The sequence below is a fragment of the Halomonas sp. EF61 genome (assembly GCF_040147045.1).
Lineage (GTDB): Bacteria > Pseudomonadota > Gammaproteobacteria > Pseudomonadales > Halomonadaceae > Halomonas > Halomonas litopenaei.
Genome location: NZ_JAMSHM010000002.1, coordinates 446587 through 466204, shown reverse-complemented (window position 1 = coordinate 466204; position 19618 = coordinate 446587). Strand labels below are relative to the sequence as shown.

General features: G+C 57.1%; 17 protein-coding genes. 14 read left to right on the top strand and 3 right to left on the bottom strand.

What is annotated here, in order from left to right; genetic code table 11:
* Positions 1 to 92: 92 nt before the first annotated feature.
* A complete protein-coding gene (locus NFI08_RS10985) occupies positions 93 to 998 on the bottom strand; it encodes a LysR family transcriptional regulator (RefSeq protein WP_349589336.1) in 906 nt (301 codons plus the stop codon).
* Between the two features lie 181 nt (positions 999 to 1179).
* Between NFI08_RS10985 and cuyA the strand changes: the two genes are divergently transcribed.
* The 14 genes from cuyA to NFI08_RS10915 all read left to right on the top strand — a co-directional run bounded on the left by cuyA (position 1180) and on the right by NFI08_RS10915 (position 17414).
* Complete coding sequence (gene cuyA / locus NFI08_RS10980) at positions 1180 to 2223, top strand: D-cysteate sulfo-lyase (protein ID WP_286984844.1); 1044 nt, start codon at positions 1180 to 1182, stop codon at positions 2221 to 2223.
* A 283-nt stretch (positions 2224 to 2506) separates the two neighbouring features.
* Positions 2507 to 3700 carry a DegT/DnrJ/EryC1/StrS family aminotransferase gene (locus NFI08_RS10975; RefSeq protein ID WP_286984845.1) on the top strand — a complete coding sequence of 398 codons (1194 nt, stop codon included), beginning with the start codon at positions 2507 to 2509 and terminating at the stop codon, positions 3698 to 3700.
* 96 nt (positions 3701 to 3796) lie between these two features.
* Positions 3797 to 4762 (top strand): TRAP transporter substrate-binding protein, encoded by a 966-nt coding sequence (locus NFI08_RS10970; RefSeq protein ID WP_286984846.1) that lies wholly within the window; start codon positions 3797 to 3799, stop codon positions 4760 to 4762.
* 75 nt (positions 4763 to 4837) lie between these two features.
* Positions 4838 to 5401 (top strand): TRAP transporter small permease, encoded by a 564-nt coding sequence (locus NFI08_RS10965; protein WP_349589331.1) that lies wholly within the window; start codon positions 4838 to 4840, stop codon positions 5399 to 5401.
* Positions 5401 to 6681, top strand: coding sequence for a TRAP transporter large permease (locus NFI08_RS10960; protein ID WP_286984848.1), 1281 nt, complete (start codon positions 5401 to 5403; stop codon positions 6679 to 6681). Before NFI08_RS10965 ends, NFI08_RS10960 begins: the two co-directional genes overlap by 1 nt.
* 652 nt (positions 6682 to 7333) lie before the next feature.
* Positions 7334 to 9748, top strand: a complete 2415-nt coding sequence (locus NFI08_RS10955; RefSeq protein WP_349589327.1) for an FAD-dependent oxidoreductase — start codon at positions 7334 to 7336, stop codon at positions 9746 to 9748.
* A gap of 55 nt (positions 9749 to 9803) precedes the next feature.
* On the top strand, positions 9804 to 10556 hold the full coding sequence (locus NFI08_RS10950) for an electron transfer flavoprotein subunit beta/FixA family protein (RefSeq protein ID WP_349589325.1): 753 nt from the start codon (positions 9804 to 9806) through the stop codon (positions 10554 to 10556).
* A gap of 11 nt (positions 10557 to 10567) precedes the next feature.
* Positions 10568 to 11497 carry an electron transfer flavoprotein subunit alpha/FixB family protein gene (locus tag NFI08_RS10945; protein ID WP_349589322.1) on the top strand — a complete coding sequence of 310 codons (930 nt, stop codon included), beginning with the start codon at positions 10568 to 10570 and terminating at the stop codon, positions 11495 to 11497.
* Positions 11498 to 11529: 32 nt separating this feature from the next.
* Positions 11530 to 12387 carry a formyltetrahydrofolate deformylase gene (gene purU / locus NFI08_RS10940; RefSeq protein WP_349589319.1) on the top strand — a complete coding sequence of 286 codons (858 nt, stop codon included), beginning with the start codon at positions 11530 to 11532 and terminating at the stop codon, positions 12385 to 12387.
* A gap of 16 nt (positions 12388 to 12403) precedes the next feature.
* The gene (folD, locus tag NFI08_RS10935) at positions 12404 to 13357 is read left to right on the top strand and encodes a bifunctional methylenetetrahydrofolate dehydrogenase/methenyltetrahydrofolate cyclohydrolase FolD (protein ID WP_349589316.1); all 954 of its coding nucleotides are present in this window, start codon (positions 12404 to 12406) and stop codon (positions 13355 to 13357) included.
* Positions 13344 to 15008, top strand: a complete 1665-nt coding sequence (locus NFI08_RS10930) for an electron transfer flavoprotein-ubiquinone oxidoreductase (protein ID WP_349589312.1) — start codon at positions 13344 to 13346, stop codon at positions 15006 to 15008. Before folD ends, NFI08_RS10930 begins: the two co-directional genes overlap by 14 nt.
* 83 nt (positions 15009 to 15091) lie before the next feature.
* Positions 15092 to 15364: an aspartate/glutamate racemase family protein gene (locus tag NFI08_RS10925; RefSeq protein ID WP_349589308.1), complete on the top strand. Its 273-nt coding sequence runs from the start codon at positions 15092 to 15094 to the stop codon at positions 15362 to 15364.
* 145 nt (positions 15365 to 15509) lie between these two features.
* A complete protein-coding gene (locus NFI08_RS10920) occupies positions 15510 to 16055 on the top strand; it encodes a MarR family winged helix-turn-helix transcriptional regulator (RefSeq protein WP_349589305.1) in 546 nt (181 codons plus the stop codon).
* Between the two features lie 87 nt (positions 16056 to 16142).
* Positions 16143 to 17414, top strand: coding sequence for an NAD(P)-binding domain-containing protein (locus NFI08_RS10915; protein WP_286984857.1), 1272 nt, complete (start codon positions 16143 to 16145; stop codon positions 17412 to 17414).
* A 210-nt stretch (positions 17415 to 17624) separates the two neighbouring features.
* Here NFI08_RS10915 and NFI08_RS10910 read toward each other — a convergent pair whose 3' ends face one another.
* Together NFI08_RS10910 and NFI08_RS10905 are read right to left on the bottom strand one after the other, a co-directional pair.
* Complete coding sequence (locus tag NFI08_RS10910; protein ID WP_045990950.1) at positions 17625 to 18059, bottom strand: hypothetical protein; 435 nt, start codon at positions 18057 to 18059, stop codon at positions 17625 to 17627.
* A 276-nt stretch (positions 18060 to 18335) separates the two neighbouring features.
* Positions 18336 to 19241, bottom strand: a complete 906-nt coding sequence (locus NFI08_RS10905; protein WP_286985647.1) for a LysR substrate-binding domain-containing protein — start codon at positions 19239 to 19241, stop codon at positions 18336 to 18338.
* Positions 19242 to 19618: the final 377 nt, after the last annotated feature.

Here is a 19618-nt window from a genome sequence, read left to right as displayed (position 1 = left end):
ATGCCCAATCTTGCTGCTGGCCCTATCGCCTGTCGCAGGCGAGGCGCAGAAACCGCGAGACTTGAGTGTGATATCCATGCTTCAGCCATCTCCTAGACAGGAGGGGGCTGGTCATTGATCAGCGCCCACAGACGGTTGGCCGATATCGCCTCCTCAGAGATGCGTCGGTAGCAGGCGACGACCAGCGTCGGCCCGCCGAGGTATTCGTGCAATGACACCAGCTTGCCGGTCTCCAGATCTTCTTCGATAAGGCCGTGGGGTAGCCAGCCGACCCCCATGCCGGCCAAGGCAAGTTGGCGGATACCGACAGTGAAGGCCGTCTCGCAAACCAGTTCGACGTCATAGCGGCGCTGCAGGTCGAGTTGGTAGGGAGTGGCGAGCACTCCACCAAGAAAGCTGTCAGGGTCGTATCCGATCAGCGGCAGGTGGGTCTGACTGCCAAGATCGAACATCGGCTCGCCGAGCCGATCCGCGGCACAGACGGGTACCACTTGCTCCTTGCCCAAGGGCACGCGCTCGATATGCGAGTGTTCAAAGAAGAGCGGAGATCCTTCCAGTTCACTGCAAAGCAGCAGGTCCGCCTCGCCACGCGTGAATTCGCGGATACAGATGGGGCGATCGGCGGAATTGACCTGCAGTCGTGCCTCTGGTGCGAAGTTGCGAAAATATCGTAATAGTCGCGGCAGATAGCTGATCGTTAACGTGTGCTGAGTGGTCAATATGGCCCGAGGACCTTGCAGCGCGTCTGCCCTCATCCGTCCGCGCATGGCGTACAGCCGGGCCAGCCAATCTCTCAATGGCATTTCATAGGCGCGCCCGTGAGTGGTGAGTGACAGCCGGGTTGTGCTGCGGTCGATCAGGTCGACGCCAAGCCACTCTTCCAGCTGACGGATACGACGCGAAATTGCCGGCTGGGTGACATGCCTGAGTTCTGCAGCTTGAGAAAACGAGCCAGCCTCAATCAGCACAAGAAAGTCTTCTATCCACTCAATTTTCATATATATCGTCTGGAATAGTTCTTTCGGTGGGTCGAATATCCTGCCTATGCGGGAAAGTAACCGCTTCTGAGCATCTTGGCATTGGTCGCGTGGAAGCTCCAGGTTTAGCTTTAGTGCAGGCCGTTGTTGGCGAAACCTGATTCGCTGTCACTTTGACGATGGTCATCAAGAGAGCACGCTTATGCAAAAGATTTCTCGCTTGGAGGCCCGTATGCACCTCTCTCGTTTCCCTCGTATTCGGCTCGGTCATCTGCCGACTCCGCTGGAGCCCATGGAGAACCTCAGCAAGCTATTGGGAGGGCCGCACCTATGGATCAAGCGCGATGATTGCACCGGTCTATCCACGGGGGGCAACAAGACCCGCAAGCTTGAATTCCTGATGGCCGATGCGTTGGAAAATGGGGCCGATACCATCATCACTCAGGGGGCGACACAGTCGAACCACGCCCGCCAGACCGTTGCCGCCAGCTGCAAGCTTGGACTGGAATGCTACATCCTGCTCGAGGACCGCACTGGCGATAGCAACCCGGCATACAACTACAACGGCAATGTCTTTCTGGATCAACTCCACGGCGCCACGGTCGAGAAGCGGCCTGGAGGGGCCGACATGCAAAGCGAGATGGAAGGCCTTGCCGACAGGCTCCGGAGCGAAGGCAAGAAGCCTTACATCATTCCAGGTGGTGGCTCGAACGAGATCGGAGCTCTGGGGTACGTCAATGCCGCGCTCGAGCTGCTGTCTCAAGCCAACGACATGGGCCTCAAGGTCGATCACCTCGTTCACGCTACCGGCAGCGCCGGTACCCAGGCTGGGCTGGTGACAGGATTGGCCGCCTGCAATGCAGGTATTCCCGTACTCGGTATCGGCGTACGGGCACCGCAAGACAAGCAGGAAGCCAATGTGTTCGCCCTGGCCCAGAAGACGGAAGCCAAGTTGGGCCTTTCTGGCGTGGTAACTCGCGAGCAGGTGGTCGCCAACTGCGACTACGTGGGCGAGGGATATGGCATACCGACCGAGAGCATGGTGGAAGCGGTAACGCTGCTGGCTCGTCAGGAAGGCATCCTGCTCGATCCTGTCTATTCGGGAAAGGGCATGGCGGGACTGATCGACCTGATCCGCAAGGGCCATTTCAAGCGAGGCGAGAACGTCGTGTTTCTGCACACCGGCGGGAGCGTTGCCCTGTTTGGATATCCCGATGCCTTCGGGTTTCCGGATTACCAGGCCTGACCGTCGAATTCTGGCGTCATGGGAGCCGACCGCGATCTCGGCTGTGGCGCGGTGTTCCCAAGCAGCCTCGAGTGGGCTGTCTTGCGGTGAGGTCATTGTCGTTGACACCCGTGAACGGATCGTGAGGCCAATCACATCTTTTTCGCCGTTGGTTCGAGGATCTCGCGAATCGAGGGCATGGAAGGCCATGCACGGGCCCGTGACTGGCGTTTGACGAAGTATTTCCCGGACGAAAAGTGGGATTTTCCGGTTCATTGCCAGCAACGCTACTGAGGGAAAGCCGATGCGTCGATTCTCCAAGTCCTTCACACAGCAGGAGCCGATATCCGACGCTGCCATCGAGGCGGCGGTGGAAGTGATGCGCACTGGTCGTCTGCATCGCTACAACCTGGCAGAGGGGGAGCAAGGCGCTGCCGCTCTGCTGGAGCAGGAGTTTGCGACCGCCCTAGGGGTTCCTTACGTGCTGGCCTGCGCATCAGGCGGCTACGCGCTGCAGCTGGCATTGCGCGCCTGCGGCCTGACGCAAGGTCAGAAGGTGCTGTGCAATGCCTTCACCCTGTCGCCGGTGCCAGGCAGCATCCACGCAGCCGGGGGTGACGCGGTGCTGGTAGATATCAAGGACGACACCACCGTCGACCCGGAGGATCTGGCGAAAGCGGCCCAGGAAAGCGGAGCAAGGTTCTTTGTGCTTTCGCACATGCGCGGCCACATCGGTGACATGGACGCCATCATGGCGGTGTGTGAGGCGCAAGATATCACCTTGATCGAGGACTGTGCCCACACCATGGGGGCTAGCTTCGGCGGCAGGCCTAGCGGGAGCTTCGGAAAGGTGGGGTGCTTCAGCACCCAGACATACAAACACTTGAATTCCGGCGAGGGCGGGCTGTTGAGCACCGCAGACCCTGATGTGATGCGTCGAGCGGTGATCATGTCCGGGTCCTATATGCTCTTCGACCGACACCTGGCCGCGCCTGCGCCTGACAGCTACGGCGAAACGCGATTGGTGACGCCAAATATGAGTGGCCGCATGGACAACCTTCGTGCGGCGTTGTTGCGACCTCAGCTGGCAGAACTCGAGGCCCGCCAGGTTCGATGGAACCGGCTGTATCGGCGAATGGAGCAAGGCCTCGAGGCCTTGCCTCAGGCGAAGCCGACACCCCGCCACGCCAAAGAAGATTTCGTCGGAAGCTCGATCCAGTTCAACCTGACGGATCTCGAACAACAGCAGATCGCGCGCTTCATCGACGGCTGTGAAGCGCGAGGTATTCCCCTCAAGTGGTACGGAAAAGCACAGCCCGAGGACTACACCAGTCGTTACGACAGCTGGGGGTACCTGGCTTGCAGACGTCCTCTCCCCAATGCCGACCGCGTACTCGCCACACTTTGTGATCTACGACTGCCGTTGACCTTCGATGAAAGTGATTGCGATGACATCGTGGAACTGATGAAAGACGCCATGAATGCGGCAACAAACTGACCGTGCAAGATGTAGAAAGTAGGGTATGCAGCGACCGTTAGATGGTAGTAACCACCGAAAGTAATTGGAGTCATAACAATGCTCAAGAAAACTCTCATGACCAGCGCCATTCTCGCCACACTGACAGCCCCGGCCGTGCAGGCCGATACGTTGCGGCTGGGGATGGGGGATGCGATTGACTCGGATGGCTGGGCGTTTGCACAACAGTTCAAGAAACTGGTCGAGTTCTATTCCGACGGCGAATTGCTGGTGGATGTCTTTCCGAACGGCCAGTTAGGTTCGGAAACTGAAATGGTACAGGGCACCCGCATCGGCAAGCTGGACTTCGCCCAGGTGGGGATCGGCAATCTTACTCCCTTCGCTCCCCGTCTTGGCGCCTTGACCATGCCCTACGCCATGCGCAGCCACGCCGATGCCGTCAACGTGACGACGGGCGAGTTGGCAGAGCACTGGAACACCATCGCGAGAGAAGAGGCCGGTGTACACATAGTGAGCTGGATCTACACCAACTTTCGTCACCTGACCAATTCGCAGCACGCCGTGACAGAACTGGCGGATCTAGAGGGGCTGAAAATCCGCGTACCCCAGGATGAGATCATGCTGGCCACCTACGAGGCCTGGGGCGCAAGCCCGATCACCATGTCCTGGCCAGAGGTGTTTACCGGTATGCAGCAAGGGGTCATCGATGGTCAGGACAACCCCTACATCGTCAACTACACGAACCGGTTCCATGAGGTACAGGATTACCTTACAGAAGTGCATCACCAGTATTCATTGCAGCCGATCATGATGGGGCTGAGAACCTACGAGGGGCTGTCGGAAGAAGAGCGAGAAATCATCGATCGCGCGGGGATGGAAGCAAGGCTCTACGCCCTGCAATTTCAGTTGACCGAAGCTTCAAAAGCCAAGGCAGCGATGGAGGAGGCGGGGGTAGAGGTGTCGACGCTTAGCGACGAAGATGAGTGGATCCGTATTGCCCAGGAAGAGGTCTGGCCCCAGTTCTACGACAAGGTTGGTGGGCAGGAAGCCTTTGAAGAGATGCAGGCGGCTCTAGGTCGTTAACTCAGGTCTGGCCGGCCCCATAAGATGGGCCGGCCTGCCGCTTCCACATTCTCTTTGAAAGAGAAGGAGGCTGTCGTGCTGAAGATAATAAATAATATTGAAGACTATGCTTGTCGTTTTCTCCTCGGACTTTTCGTTACGCTTCTCTTCGTCCAGGTTGTCCTGCGAGTAACACTTGGGTTCGGAATGGCCTGGGTAGAGGAACTTTCTCGTTATGCATTTGTGTGGTTCGTGTTCCTCGGAGCTGCCCACGCCGCTCACCTTGGTGCTCACAACCGGCTAAGGTCACATATAGATCTATTGCCACGCGTGGTGGCAAATAGTGTGCTCTTGTTCGTAGATCTCATCTGGGTGACGTTTTCCCTGGTCCTGGCGTGGAAAAGCCTTGAGCTGATAAGCCTTCTTCTTGAATTCCCCTATGCCTCTCCAGCCCTCGGCTGGTCATTGGCGTACGTGTATTTCATCTTTCCTATCGCTTTTACATTGATGGCATTTCGCGTGCTGCAGGTACAGTATATGAAACTTGTGATGGGTATCGAGCCAGGGGATGTTGAGAAGCAGGAAATTGACAATATTATTGAGGAGGGTTCTCGTAACAAGGGTGAACCTGCCGACGATGGAAAAAGGAGCGAAGTCTAATGGCTGCTACACTTCTGTTTTCCATGTTTGCTGGCTTGCTGTTGCTCGGATCGCCTATCGTAGTTTCACTTGGCATCGCCTCAATGGCTGTATACGTTCTCAATGGCGATGACATTAGCTCGCTCGTCGAGTTGGCATTTTCGTCGATCAACTCCTTCCCACTGATGGCAATTCCTGCGTTCATCATGGCTGGCGTACTGATGGGAGACGCTGGTATCGCTCGGCGCCTGATACATATTTCCGAAGAACTGGCAGGGCCCGCTGCGGGCGGTCTCGGGGCCACAGCGGTGGTGGCCTGCATGTTTTTTGGTGCTATTTCTGGATCAGGTCCGGCCACCACGGCTGCAGTAGGCATGCTGGTTATCCCGGCGATGATAGAGCGCGGGTATGGGCGAAGCTATCCCGCCGCCATTACAGCGACGGCCGGTGGGTTAGGGGTGGTAATAGCGCCGAGCATCCCACTGGTGATTTACGGTATTACCGCAAATGTTTCCATATCGGCTCTTTTCATTGCAGGGATGATTCCTGGTGTGCTTCTTGGAACAGGGCTGATGGTGGTGAATTATATTACCGCCAAGCGAAACGGCTACCAGACTGAAGGTGGAAAATATGATCGCCAACGGCTGAAGAAAGTACTCAAGGAAGGCTTCTGGTCGCTGATGGCCCCCGTTGTTATTCTAGGTGGGATCTACTCAGGCATGTTTACTCCCACAGAGGCAGCGGTGGTCTCGATATTTTACGCGCTGTTTGTTGGTATTTTTATTCATAAGGAATCTTCCCTTAGTGGTGTGGTTGAGGCTTTTCAGAGCACAACCTGGTTGACCGGACGAGTGCTGATCATCGTATTTACCGCTACTGCATTTAGTCGGATTTTTGTCGAAAACCATATTCCTGATATGATAGTTGCTGGAATATTGAACTTCACAGATAGCCTATGGGTTATCTGGCTAATGGTGATCGGCTTTCTTCTGATTGCAGGTATGTTCATCGACATACTCGCAGTGATAATGATCGTTACCCCTGTGCTGCTCCCGGTGATGGTGCAGTTTGGTGTCGACCCGGTCCATTTCGGTATAGTGCTGGTGGTCAGTCTCGGCATAGGTTTCTCTACACCGCCGCTGGGAGAAAACATGTTTATCAGCTCGAGTATCGCCAATGTCTCAATTGAGCAAATATCGGTAAGAGCGTTGCCATTGGTAGGAAGTATGGTGTCAATCGCACTGCTGTTGGCATTCTTCCCACAAATTTGTATGTGGCTGCCAACGATCCTGGGTTTCTAACGAGCGAGATTGAAGTTTCAGAGTGAGAAGTAGTAGGGGAGTCAATGGCCGTTGGTAACGGTTGTTGACTCCCCATTTTTATACTGCCTCGCTCAGTTTTCGTCGCGACGTGGTAAATACGCATTGAGACCTTGCAGGAAAGGCAATAAATCATCATTTTTACCAACATACATCCCATCCGGGTGTTCTTGCGTGTCGTAGAAGTTCGCGTTGATTTCCCATTAAAGATTCATAAGAATAATCAGTTTTTTCGTGAGAAGGAACAGGCTTTCTTATCCTGGTTAATTTTTCTTTGCTTTTGTCGAGCATGCACTATCGACTCATAGGATCGTCGCCTTGAGCAGGCTCGTTGTGGAGGGGGGTGCCTGAAAATCGCACTCATAAATAATAGGAAAAAATGCCACGTTGAAAAAAACGATGGTGCATTCTGCTGGATTTTTCGTCGTGGGAGGTTCTTTTGTTTTCGTGATGAGCGGTTTGGGAGAATCCACTATCAAAGCCTGAGAAGGTGGCGGTGTGGCGTATGCGAAAAGCTAACGAGCAGTGTAGAAAACGGCATTGGACGATGGTTCACAGGGGCTGATATTTTTTTAGTGTTGGAAAGATTTATCGCGTCTTTCATATCAAAAATAGCAGCGGACGAGGTGGTGAGATGAAAGAGTATGCTCGAGTTGTTGTGATCGGCGGTGGTATCGGTGGTTGTAGCACGCTGTACCATTTGACACAGGAAGGGTGGACCGACGTAGTCCTGGTCGAGCGCGATGAATTGACCTCTGGCTCCACCTGGCATGCGGCCGCTCAGATTACCAACTTTGGTGCTTTACAGACCATGGTGGGTCTGAAATCTCACTCCATCAAGCTGTACAAGGAACTTTCAGGAGATAGCGAGTTTCCTGTCGACTACCATATCACCGGCGGACTTCGTCTTGCCCATACCGATGCGGAAATGGATGGTTACAGACATTTTGCCTCCATGGCGAAAGGGATGGGCGTTGACTTCGAGGTGATTGATGCAGAAGAAACCTGCCGGCGTCACCCCCTATTGACCAAAGATGGTATCAAAGGTGCGCTATGGGATCCGCTGGATGGTGATATTGATCCAAGCGGAATCACCCAAGCGCTGGCTCGTAAAGCCAGAGAGGCCGGGGCTGAAGTATATAGATTCAATCCGGTAGAAAGTATCACCAAGAAATCCAATGGTGAATGGATCGTTCATACGAAGAACGGGGATATCACCTGTGAGATTGTTGTGAACGCAACCGGCTACCGAGTCAATGAAGTTGGCAGCATGCTGGGTGTCGAGCACCCGGTCACCTCAATGGAGCATATGTATTTTCTGACCGAACCGTTGGAAGAGCTCAAGAGCATGGATAGCCGTGTGCCTATCATCAGGTGCCCGGGTGACGACTTTTACATGCGCCAGGAGAAGAAGGGGCTGCTCGTGGGGGTCTATGAGCAGAACTGCAAGACGTGGGGAATGGACGGGATTGATCCTGCCTTCACCATGGATCTGTGTCCCAATGATCTTGATCGATGCCTGGACAACATGGAGCGCATCTTCGAGCGCGTCCCCAGCCTGATGAATACCGGCATTCACACCACCATCAACGGACCCATTACCTATACATCCGATGGCCTTCCTCTTATCGGCAAAATCCCGGGGCTGCATAACGCCTATTCCTGCATTGGATTGAGGGCGGGGATCGGTGAAGGAGGTGGGCACGGAAAAATGCTTGCTCAGATCATCGTCCATGGACAAGCAGAATTCGATACCTGGTGTCTCGATCCAAGGCGATTTACGTCTCACTGTACGACGGAATTCACCTCACTGAAGGCGATCGAAGACTATCAGAACGAGTTTCGCTTCCACATGCCTCACGAGTTCCGGCCCGCCGGGCGTCTGGCCAAGACGACTCCGATTTATCCGGTGCAGAAGCAGCTGGGGGCGACCTTCGGAACGGTCAATGGTTGGGAGCGAGTGCTTTTCTACAAGCCTGATGCTGATTTTGTCGATGAGCATAGCTTTCGCTATACCCCGACCAAGGAAGTGGTGGCCGAGGAGGTGAAAGCCGTACAGGAGCGGGTTGGCCTGATGGAGGTCTCGGGTTTTACGCGTTTTGAAGTGTCAGGGCCTGGTGCCGAGCAGTGGCTCGATGGTCTCTACACGGGGCGTATGCCCAAGACGGGAAGGGTAACGCTGACCTATACGGTGACCGGCCAGGGAAATGTATTGAGCGAGGCGACCATTGCCAGGGTAGCTGACGATGTCTTCTGGATAGGTGCTGCCGCGGCTGCAGAGTGGCATGACTGGGATTGGCTGGCCAGTCGCCTGCCTGACTCGGGCGTTACGATGAAGAACCTGACCAGTAGCCACACTATTCTGGTGGTGGCAGGGCCCAGGTCTCGGGAGCTTCTGCAGAGCTTGTCACCCCGTTGTGATTGGTCGAAAGAAGCCTTCCCCTGGTTGTCTGCTCGAAAGGTCTTTGTAGGACAGTCCCGGGTCCAGGCCCTCAATATCAGCTTCTCCGGCGAGCTTGCCTACGAGTTGCACGTAGCAAACGAAAATCTTTACCTGGTGCACAGTGAGTTGATGGAGGCAGGCGAGCGGTTTGGCCTTAAGCAGTTTGGTTCCTACGCGACGGAATCCATGAGGCTCGAGAAGGGTTTCCGGCACTGGAAGGCCGATCTGATCGACGAATTTACGCCCTTTGAGGCTGGTTTGAACAGGTTTGTCAACCTCAATAAGGGTGAGTTCGAAGGAAAAGATGTCTTGCAGGATCTGGCTGACAGGAAGCTCCGTCAGCAATTTGTTGTCATGACGTCGTCGGCCGAGCATGCGGCTCCTCAGTCAGGCGACTCCGTGTGGTCAGGCGATAAGGTGGTAGGAACGGTTTCTTCTTCGGGTTGGGGGCATCGTATCGGGAAGACCATCATGATGGCGTATATCCATCCTGACCATGCTTCCTGCGGAACCTCGCTGGAGGTGGATATCATCGGCGAAAGGTACCCGGCCGTTGTCACTGAAGAATGTCTATATGATCCGGAATTTACACGGATGAGATCTTGATGACCTGACAGGAAACAGCATTCAAATTTCGATGATTCATTTAGGAGTTGATGTCATGAAGATCCTGGTAGGTGTCAAGAGAGTTATCGACTATAACGTTAAGGTCCGTGTCAAGCCTGATGGGTCCTCAGTCGATCTGGATAATGTAAAGATGGCGATGAATCCCTTTGACGAAATTGCCGTCGAGCAAGCCATTCGTCTCAAGGAGTCAGGCGTAGCTGATGAGGTCATCGCCGTCAGCATCGGCCCAGACAAGAGTCAGGAAACCTTGCGGCAGGCTCTTGCAATGGGCGCTGACCGGGCGATTCTGATGCCGTATGAAGGTACGACAGAGCCTCTTTCGGTGGCGAAAGCATTCAAGGCCCTTGTCGAGAAGGAGGAAATCAACCTTGTCCTTCTGGGCAAGCAGGCCATTGATGACGACTGCAATCAAACCGCTCAGATGCTGTCGGCCTTGCTGGATTGGCCGCAAGGGACCTTTGCCTCCGGTTTGACAGTCGAGGGGGAGGCCTTGGAAGTCACACGGGAGGTCGACGGTGGCCAGGAATGTGTCCAGTTGGAGCTGCCAGCGGTGATAAGCGTTGACTTGAGGCTTAACGATCCCCGCTTTGCATCATTGCCGGCGATCATGAAAGCAAAGAAGAAGCCAATAGATCGAGTCGAAGCGGAAAGTCTTGGGGTAGACCTGGCTCCTCGTCTGGAACTTCTCAAGGTTTCCGAACCACCGGCGAGACAGACCCAGTGTGTACTTGTCGACACCGCCACAGATCTTGTGGAAAAGCTCAAGAACGAAGCCCAGGTACTTTGAGGAGGTCCATCATGGCAACACTTGTCATTGTCGAGCACGATCATCAGCAGATCTCTGATAGCTCCTTCCCTACCATGGGTGCCGCTCGCGAGATTGGTGGTGATGTTGATCTTCTGGTGATGGAGCAAGAAGGCTCCACCATCAGTGAGCTGGCAGCGTCGATCCCGGGCATTCGCAGAGTAATGGCGATCGCGTCACCGGATTTCGCCAATCCGCTGCCTGAGGACATGGCGCCGTTGGTGGTGCGTTGTGCAGAGGGCTACAGCCACCTGCTTGCGCCAGCCGACACATTTGGCAAGAACCTGATGCCCAGGGTGGCCGCGTTGCTCGACGTGCCTCAGGTCTCCGATATCAGCGCGGTGATCGATGCTGACACCTTCGAGCGGCCGATCTATGCGGGGAATGCCATCGCAACGGTGCGCTCCACAGAGGCGGTCAAGGTCATTACCGTACGGCCAACCAAATTTCAGCCAGTCGCGGCCCAGGGCGGTGAGGCCGAGAAGGTCGTGCTGAACGAAGGCTCGTCGCAGACAAGAGCGCGTTTCGTCAGTCGTTCGTCCGGCGCCAGCAAGGGGCCAGAGCTGACATCCTCTCGCATCGTCGTCTCTGGCGGCCGAGGGATGGGCAACGGCGACAACTTCGTCATGCTGGATCGACTCGCGGAAAAGTTGGGCGGTGCGGTAGGGGCGTCCCGTGCGGCGGTTGATGCAGGCTTTGTGCCCAATGACTACCAGGTGGGGCAGACCGGCAAGGTAGTGGCGCCGGATCTCTATATTGCGGTCGGTATCAGTGGTGCAATCCAACACCTTGCAGGCATGAAAGATTCCAAGGTGATCGTGGCAATCAACAAAGATGTAGACGCTCCGATCTTTCAGATTGCTGACTACGGCATCGTTGGTGATCTCTTTGAAGTGCTTCCGGATCTAGAAAAAGCACTGTGATTCTTTCTTCCTGACATGGTGTTGATGAGAAAATGAAAAAACAGACTTATGTTCTAAGGGTGTCCTGTCCAGGCAGGGTGGGTATCGTTGCAGCGATCGGGAACTTTATGGCCGATAGGGGGTGCTTCATCACTCAACTGAATCAGTTCGATGATCTGGATTCCGGTCGTTTCTTCTCGACTATCGAGTTTGTATTCGAAGGGCAAAAGCAGCCTAGCGTGGAGCAAATGAGGGCAGCTTTCGAGGTAACCGCTCTTCGGTTTGATATGGAATGGGAAATTTACGATACGACGCAGCTCACCAAAGTTCTGGTCATGGTGTCTAAATATGACCATTGCCTGCGCGACCTGATATATCGTCAGGCCACCGGTGAGCTTTACATAGATATTCCAGTTATCGTGTCAAACCATGAGGATTTGCGTCCCATGGCCGAGCAGGCTGGGATCGAATACATTCATTTGCCAGTCACCAAGGACAACAAGGCTCAGCAGGAAGAGCGACTGCTGGAAATCATGGAGTCAACGGGAAGTGAACTCATCGTACTGGCGAGGTACATGCAGATTCTATCTGAGTCAATGTGTCAAAAACTCGCCGGAAGATGCATCAATATCCATCACTCTTTTCTACCTGGCTTCAAGGGGGTAAAGCCTTACAACCAAGCCTACGAAAGGGGGGTAAAGCTGATCGGGGCCACTGCTCATTATGTGACGGGGGATCTGGATGAGGGCCCCATTATCGAGCAGATGGTCATGCGAGTCAGTCACGCTCATAACCCTCAGCACCTGATCCAGGTCGGGAGAGACCTGGAAGCGCAGACGCTGGCAAGAGCAGTGAAGTATCACGTTCAACATCGTGTCTACCAAAATGGACTGCGTACTGTCGTTTTTTAACGGGGGGCTATGAGTAGTGAAAGAATTCAATGCACAGGAGCAATCTTCCGCGACAGTCATCGACGGTAAGGCATTTGCGCAAAAGCTTCGTCACGAAGTGGGCTCTCAGGTAGCCTCCTTCGTCGGCGCCCATGGACGTCCTCCGGGCTTGGCGGTCGTGCTGGTGGGGGAAGATGCTGCCAGCCAGGTCTATGTGCGAACCAAGATGCGCCAGGCGGAGGAAGCTGGCATCGCTTCGTTTGCCCACCGACTTCCCGCGGTGACGACCGAAGCCGAGCTTCTCGAGCTGATTGTTGCCCTCAACGCCGATGAGCGCGTCGACGGCATACTGGTGCAGCTCCCGCTACCGGATCATATTGACGAAGGGGGCGTCATCGAGGCGATTGCGGCCGACAAGGATGTCGATGGTTTCCATCCACGTAACGTTGGCCGCCTAGCCACTGGTGAATCGGCGCTGGTGCCCTGTACGCCTCTTGGTTGCTTGCTGCTGCTGCAGGATCGCCTGGGTGACTTGACCGGTCTCAAGGCGGTTATTGTCGGGCGCTCGAACATCGTCGGAAAGCCGATGGCACAACTGCTGCTGAAGGCTCATTGCACGGTGACGATGGCGCACTCTCGGAGCCGAAATCTGGCCGACGAATGCCGACAGGCGGATATCCTGGTGGTCGCCGTAGGCCGCCCCGGAATGATCGGAAGCGATCATGTCAAACCGGGGGCCACGGTGATTGATGTGGGCATCAACCGCGAGGAGCTTGGCGAAGGTCAGTCACGGCTCGTTGGAGACGTCGATTTCGCGGCGGTTGCCAAGGTGGCCGGAGCCATCACCCCAGTGCCGGGAGGGGTAGGTCCGATGACCGTCGCATGTCTGCTGCGCAATACACTGTACGCGGCGCAGCGCAGAGAGAGCGCTCGACAAAAGGCCTCCGAGCTCGATGTTTCAACGAAGGGGGTGGCAGGTGAGCCAGGTTGAACGGGAGTTTCTGGAATTCGACGTGGTCATTGTCGGCGCAGGCCCTTCTGGCCTCGCTGCCGCCTGTCGTTTGATGCAGCAGGCCAACGAGGTCGGGCATGAATTGTCCGTGTGCGTGGTGGAGAAGGGCTCCGAGGTCGGTGCCCACACGCTGTCCGGGGCCATCCTCGAGCCTCGAGCGCTCGAGGAACTGTTTCCTGACTGGGCCGATCGAAGGGCACCGTTGACCGTCCCGGCCAAGCGAGACGAGGTCTATCTGCTCCAGGATGCCCAGAAGGCCGTGAAGCTGCCCAACGCGCTGGTACCTCCGAGCATGCATAACACCGGCGGAGATATTACGCGTTACGTGATCAGCGCTGGCAATCTTTGCCGCTGGTTGGCTGAACAGGCGGAAGATCTTGGCGTCGAGGTATTTCCGGGGTTTGCCGCGCAAGAGGCGCTGGTCGATGACGGCGGAGTGGTGCGTGGGGTTGTCACCGGCGACATGGGCGTGGACGCCGATGGAGAACCGATGGACGGCTATACGCCTGGTCTGGAACTGCGAGCCAAGTACACCTTGTTTGCAGAGGGGGCCCGCGGTCATCTGGGCAAACGCCTGATCGAGACGTTTGATCTGGCGAAAGGCAGGGACCCTCAGCATTACGGGATCGGGCTCAAGGAGTTGTGGGATGTCCCCGCAGATCAACATGAGCCGGGTCTGGTGCTACACGGCTCTGGTTGGCCGCTGGACAAGCATACACATGGTGGCTGGTTCCTGTATCACGCCGACAACTCCCAGGTCGTGGTCGGATTGATTCTTGATCTTGCTTATCAGAATCCCTGGTTGTCGCCCTTTGACGAATTTCAGCGTTTGAAGCACCACCCGGTATTGGCCAAGCACCTGCAAGGTGGCAAGCGCGTTTCCTATGGGGCGCGTGCCATCGCCAAGGGTGGACTGAACTGCCTGCCGAAAATGACCTTCCCTGGTGGGTTATTGATTGGCTGCGACGCTGGCACCCTCAATTTTGCCAAGATCAAAGGGCTGCACACAGCCATGAAGTCAGGGCTGGTCGCCGCAGAAACGGTCTTCGAGGCCTTGAGCAAGGGGGATCCAGGGGGGAGTGAGCTTGCCGCGTTCGAGGACAAGTGGCAGGCCAGCTGGGCCTACGCTGAACTCGACAAGAGCCGTAACTTTGGTCCGGCGATTCATAAGTACGGCACGGTGGCAGGGGGGGCATACAACTTTCTTGACCAGCTTGTCGGTGGCAAGTTGCCGCGTGTTCACGATACCAGGCCGGACCATGCTCGCCTGTTGAAAGCTGAGGAGTGCGAGAAGATCGACTATCCCAGGCCGGACGGCGTGTTGTCCTTCGACAAGCTCTCCTCGGTGTTTTTATCAAATACCAACCATGAGGAGAACCAGCCTTGCCATCTTCGACTGAAGGATCCTGAACTACCGATCCGCGAGAACCTGCCCGATTTCGCGGAGCCGGCCCAGCGCTATTGTCCGGCGGGAGTCTATGAGGTGCTCGAAGATGCCGATGGGCAACCGCGGTTTCAGATCAATTTTCAGAACTGTGTTCACTGCAAGACGTGCGATATCAAGGATCCGGCTCAGAATATCACCTGGGTGGCACCTCAAGGTGGAGGGCCCAACTACCCGAATATGTAACTCAGCGGAGTCTCCGCATTGCAGGATGCGGGCTCTTTGGCCCGCGTAAGCTCGTATAGGCCCGTGTAAGCCCGTGTAGGCCCGTGCAAAAGGATCCGTGCATTCACCGGCGTCCGCCAGGCGCTCTGCCGCCGCAGCCAGGGGCTCATGCTCTATGGCGCGGCGGTGTGATTCCTGGCGCGTTTCCCGTCTTGGCGGGAGCAGCCGACAAACTCGCCGAGCGCGGGGCCGAAGTACTGGTGCTGGCCTGCACCGAATTGTCGGTGATCGGTGGTGCGCTCGATGCCCCTGTTGCGGTGGTGGATAGGGTACTGATCTTGGCAGAGCAGGTGGTGCGGGCGGCGAGCGATCAGTAAGCAACGCAATGGGACGAGGGCGAGCGCTTCCCTCAGATGGCCATGTCGTCTGTCAATCTCAGCAAAGGTGGCCAGTAGAGTACGGCTTGACCCGGCCCGGACGGTCATTTACGTTGCAAATACCAACTAAATTGCCAAAGACCCGATGCCTCTCCCAAGCGATAGCGACAACCAAAGCGATAGCAACAACCCTCGTGACCTCCCGAGCGGCGGGAATCTCGATCGGGATGCCCGAGCACTCTACGACGCGCTCAATCAACTGATTCGAGTCCATCAGTTTCGAGATCGCGATCGCATCTGCGGCTATGACCTTTCGGTGGCCCAGTGCTATGCCCTGGAGACCCTGGTTCATCAAGGGCCGTTGCGCCTGCAGGGGCTGGCAAGCGAAATGTACCTGGACAAGAGCACGGCGAGTCGCGTGGTGGACGCCCTGGTGCGCAAGGGACATGTCGACCGGGTTGCCGATCCAGTAGATCGACGTGCCGCGCTGATTCGGCCCACGGTGCAGGGAGAAGCGCTGTACCAGACGATACGCGCCGACCTGATCGATGAAGAGCGGGCGATGCTCGAAGGACTCACCCCGGATATGCGTCAGGCGGCGCTGACCCTGATACGGCAGTTGACCCAGGCCGCGCAACGGCGCTGTGGTCCGGGGCCTGGGACCCTGAGTGCTGTCGAGGACGAGACCTGAGTTTTTTTGCCTATATCGTTGGTACTAACAACTTATGTCGGGTTCGAGGCACTCCCGCCTAGATGCCACTCATTGAAGGAGCGATAGATGAATCAGACAAGCGGCAGGATCGCGATTATCGGAGGTGGCCCCATCGGGCTCGCCGCCTGCGCCCATGCGCTAGCGCATGGACTCGATCCGGTAGTCATCGAAGCGGGTACGGGCGTCGGTGAGCATCTGCGGCAGTGGGGGCATGTGCGAATGTTTACGCCCTGGGAATGCAATCTTGATCATCACGCTGCCGCACTGTTGAAGGCTTGGGGTTGGCAGCCACCAGGCGGCAATGCTTGCCCGACCGGCCAGGAGCTTGTGGAGTACTATCTGGAGCCGCTGGCGAACTTGCCTGAGCTCCGAGACCGCGTACACCTGCAAAGCAGAGTTGTGGGCGTGAGTCGGTCCGGTATAGATGTGCTGAAGGACAAGGGGCGCTTCGAGGCGCCGTTCGTCCTGAGGATCGAAGCCCCCGATGGCGAACGGGACCTGCTGGCCGATGCGGTCATCGACGCCTCCGGTACCTTCGGCCAGCCCAACTGGATGGGGGCCCACGGCATGCCAGCGCTGGGGGAAGCGCGACGGGCACCGCGAGTGACCTACGGTCTGCCGGCGGTGCTGAAGGAAGGGCGCGATCGCTACGCCAACCGTCGTGTGCTGGTGGTCGGCGCCGGGCATTCGGCCTTCAATCTACTCCGCGATCTGGCCGAGCTTGGCGAGGCAGCCCCGGATACCAGGGTGCTATGGGCGATCCGTGGTGATTCACCGGCCAGGATGTTCTGCGGGTGCGCCGACGATCCTCTCGAGGAACGTGGTCGGCTCGGGCTGGAGGTTCAGCGCCTGGTGAGCGATGGCAGGATCGAGGTCTATCCCGGGGTCAGGATCGAGCGACTTGAGGAGGGGGCCGATGGTCTGCTCATCCACGGGGAAGGTCTGAGCCTGCCGCCGGTGGACGAGGTCATCGTCGCTACCGGCTTCCGGCCGGATCTGGCGCTGTTGACCGAGCTTCGCCTCGAGCTGGATCCGGCCACCCAGAGTCCGGTTCGTCTGGCGCCGCTGATCGATCCCAACGTACACAGCTGTGGCTCGGTACCCTCCCACGGCGCCGAGGAGCTCCGCCATCCGGAGCAGGGGCTGTATATCCTGGGCATCAAGAGCTACGGCCGTGCCCCCACCTTCCTGTTGAGGACCGGTTACGAACAGGTGCGCTCGGTGGTGGCAACGCTGGCGGAAAGGGCGGCACGAGGTAGCCTCAGCCATTGCTGGAAAGACGGTTCCTGCAAGGACGGCGGGGCTAGGGCTTGTCTGAAAAGTGCCTGCGCTCGGTAATACGGCGTTAAAAAAGCGGATCAAAATGCTCATTTACACCCCGTAAACTGCGCTTTCTCACCGATTTTTGCCTTGTCTAACCTTCGCTCGTCGACTTTTCGGACAGCGCCTAGGGGGGCGTGCCCGAACGAATCAACCTGCCTGACATAGACGGCCCCCGGTAGGTGAGGCATCCCTTACCGGGGGCGCGTCTGTTCTGGCGACGTTGCCTCAGGCGGTGGCGAGGGGCGCCGGGCGTTCCAGGGTCAGCAGGGTGTCGTGGTCGCGCAGTCGATAGAGGGTGTAGCAGGCGGCCAGCATCGGCAGGGCGGCGAAGAACAGCATATGGCCGAAGGGATCGGTCACCATCGCCGGGATAGTCACCAGTGTCGAGACGCCGTGTACCAACAGCACGCCACCATAGCTTATGCGCTTGAAGCTGCCGCTGACGAAGGCCAGGATCAGCACCAGTTCGAGCACACCTAGCGCCACCACGACGGCGGTGCCGACGCCGGCGATGCCGAAGTACTTGTCCATGATCCCGCTACCCTGGCTTGGGTTGATGAACTTGCTCAGGGTCCAGACCAGCAGTACCAGAAAGATGCCGATACGCATCGCCAGCAGCCCGCCCTTGAGGCCCGCCATCTCGTTTCCTTCAGTGTGCATCTGAGCTTCCTTGGTCGTCTTCTAGGGGATGGCGCTCGATGGGCGAGCGCCGTGGGAGGCTGTGTCGCATCTGAAAGCGGGACCTTACAACCAGAAGAAAACTTTTCGTGCGGGAGCAGGGAAGAGGCCAGGCCATGTGCTGAGCCACCGAAAACGGAGGGTCTCAGCCGGCTGCCCCCCTGGGAGCTACTCGGGCGGGGCTTACTCGGATGGGGCTTACTTGGGCGGAGCTAGCTCGGACGGGGATTACTCGCGCGGGGACTACTTTGACCGGGCCTACTCGGTTAGGGCCTGTGGCGCGGCGCAGCCTTTGAGGTGGTCGACGAACTGGCGCACCTTTGCGAGCTCTCCCAGGTGCTCGGGATAGACCAGGTAGTAGGCGTTGGGACCGCGCAACAGGGTGGGCCAGGCGGGGACCAGGGCGCCGGCTTCTAGTTCATGGTCGATCATGAAGCGTGGAATCAGGGCAAGGCCGCCGCCGGCCATGACCGTGCGAATCAGCGTCTGAAAGGTTTCGAAGCGGATACCGTGGTAGCTGCGATCGGTGCGAATGCCCTGTTCATCGAACCAGCGGTGCCACGCGTCGGGGCGGGTCGACAGGTGCAGCAGCCGGCAGTTGGCCAGATCGGCGGGGCTGACGATGCGCTGGCGCGCCAGATAGCCGGGTGCGCCGACCGCCATCACCTCTTCCTCGAACAGCTTGTGACACTCGAGGTTGGGCCAGCTGCCGTGGCCGTGGAAGATCGCTACGTCGATGCCTTCGTTTTCCAGATCGAAGGTCTCCACGCGGTCGGACAGGTGCAGGGTGATACCGGGGTGAGCCTCGAAGAAGGCCGGTAGCTGCAGCGACAGCCAGCGCGTGCCGAAGGTGGGAAGCGTGGCCACTTTGAGCACGTCACCGTGGCCGCTGTAGGTCATGATGGCGTTGGCCGACATCTCGAGGTGGGCCAGGATCTTGCGCACCTCGGTCAGGTACAGCGAGCCTTCCGGCGTCAGCACCAGGGTGCGCCTGAGTCGACGGAAGAGCTTGTGCTGCAGGTAGTCCTCGAGCTGGGCCACCTGCTTGCTGATGGCGCTCTGGGTGATGCTCAGCTCATCCGCCGCCCGGGTGAAACTCAGGTGCCGGGCAGCGGCTTCGAAACACTGAAGCGTGGTGGTCGAGGGGAGATGACGGGCCTTCATCGAACGCTGACTCCAGCGTAAAAAACGCCATTCTAGCGCAGTCGAGGCACTACCGTTGAGGCCGATACCGTCTGCAGATATACGCCAGCAATGGCCGGTCAGATGTTTTTCAGGCCATTGCCAGGGCACCGTTCGGGCACATCTACGCAGCAATAGACACTGGTTCGGGCATGGTGGTCCGGTAAAACTCACCGTCTTGATAGCTCGTAAAATACAAGAAGGATGGGAGGAATCTTCTTTCCATATCGCTTCTTTTTTCGACGCTTTATCGCAGCAGCTTTGCCTGAAAAGTCGGTGAAGCAATGATGGGGTCGGAAAGCGTAGAAACTGGGCTAGGCTGTTGTCTTTTCTTGTGCTGAAGTTCACAGGTGAGGATG

What these genes read in the sequence shown, in the direction of transcription:
- NFI08_RS10960 (WP_286984848.1), top strand. Translation starts at nt 5,401, where the DNA reads ATGGCTGCTACACTTCTGTTTTCCATGTTTGCTGGCTTGCTGTTGCTC.
- cuyA (WP_286984844.1), top strand. Translation starts at nt 1,180, where the DNA reads ATGCAAAAGATTTCTCGCTTGGAGGCCCGTATGCACCTCTCTCGTTTC.
- NFI08_RS10955 (WP_349589327.1), top strand. Translation starts at nt 7,334, where the DNA reads ATGAAAGAGTATGCTCGAGTTGTTGTGATCGGCGGTGGTATCGGTGGT.
- NFI08_RS10975 (WP_286984845.1), top strand. Translation starts at nt 2,507, where the DNA reads ATGCGTCGATTCTCCAAGTCCTTCACACAGCAGGAGCCGATATCCGAC.
- NFI08_RS10920 (WP_349589305.1), top strand. Translation starts at nt 15,510, where the DNA reads ATGCCTCTCCCAAGCGATAGCGACAACCAAAGCGATAGCAACAACCCT.
- NFI08_RS10905 (WP_286985647.1), bottom strand. Translation starts at nt 19,241, where the DNA reads ATGAAGGCCCGTCATCTCCCCTCGACCACCACGCTTCAGTGTTTCGAA.
- NFI08_RS10985 (WP_349589336.1), bottom strand. Translation starts at nt 998, where the DNA reads ATGAAAATTGAGTGGATAGAAGACTTTCTTGTGCTGATTGAGGCTGGC.
- NFI08_RS10970 (WP_286984846.1), top strand. Translation starts at nt 3,797, where the DNA reads ATGACCAGCGCCATTCTCGCCACACTGACAGCCCCGGCCGTGCAGGCC.
- purU (WP_349589319.1), top strand. Translation starts at nt 11,530, where the DNA reads ATGAAAAAACAGACTTATGTTCTAAGGGTGTCCTGTCCAGGCAGGGTG.
- NFI08_RS10910 (WP_045990950.1), bottom strand. Translation starts at nt 18,059, where the DNA reads ATGCACACTGAAGGAAACGAGATGGCGGGCCTCAAGGGCGGGCTGCTG.
- NFI08_RS10945 (WP_349589322.1), top strand. Translation starts at nt 10,568, where the DNA reads ATGGCAACACTTGTCATTGTCGAGCACGATCATCAGCAGATCTCTGAT.
- NFI08_RS10915 (WP_286984857.1), top strand. Translation starts at nt 16,143, where the DNA reads ATGAATCAGACAAGCGGCAGGATCGCGATTATCGGAGGTGGCCCCATC.
- NFI08_RS10950 (WP_349589325.1), top strand. Translation starts at nt 9,804, where the DNA reads ATGAAGATCCTGGTAGGTGTCAAGAGAGTTATCGACTATAACGTTAAG.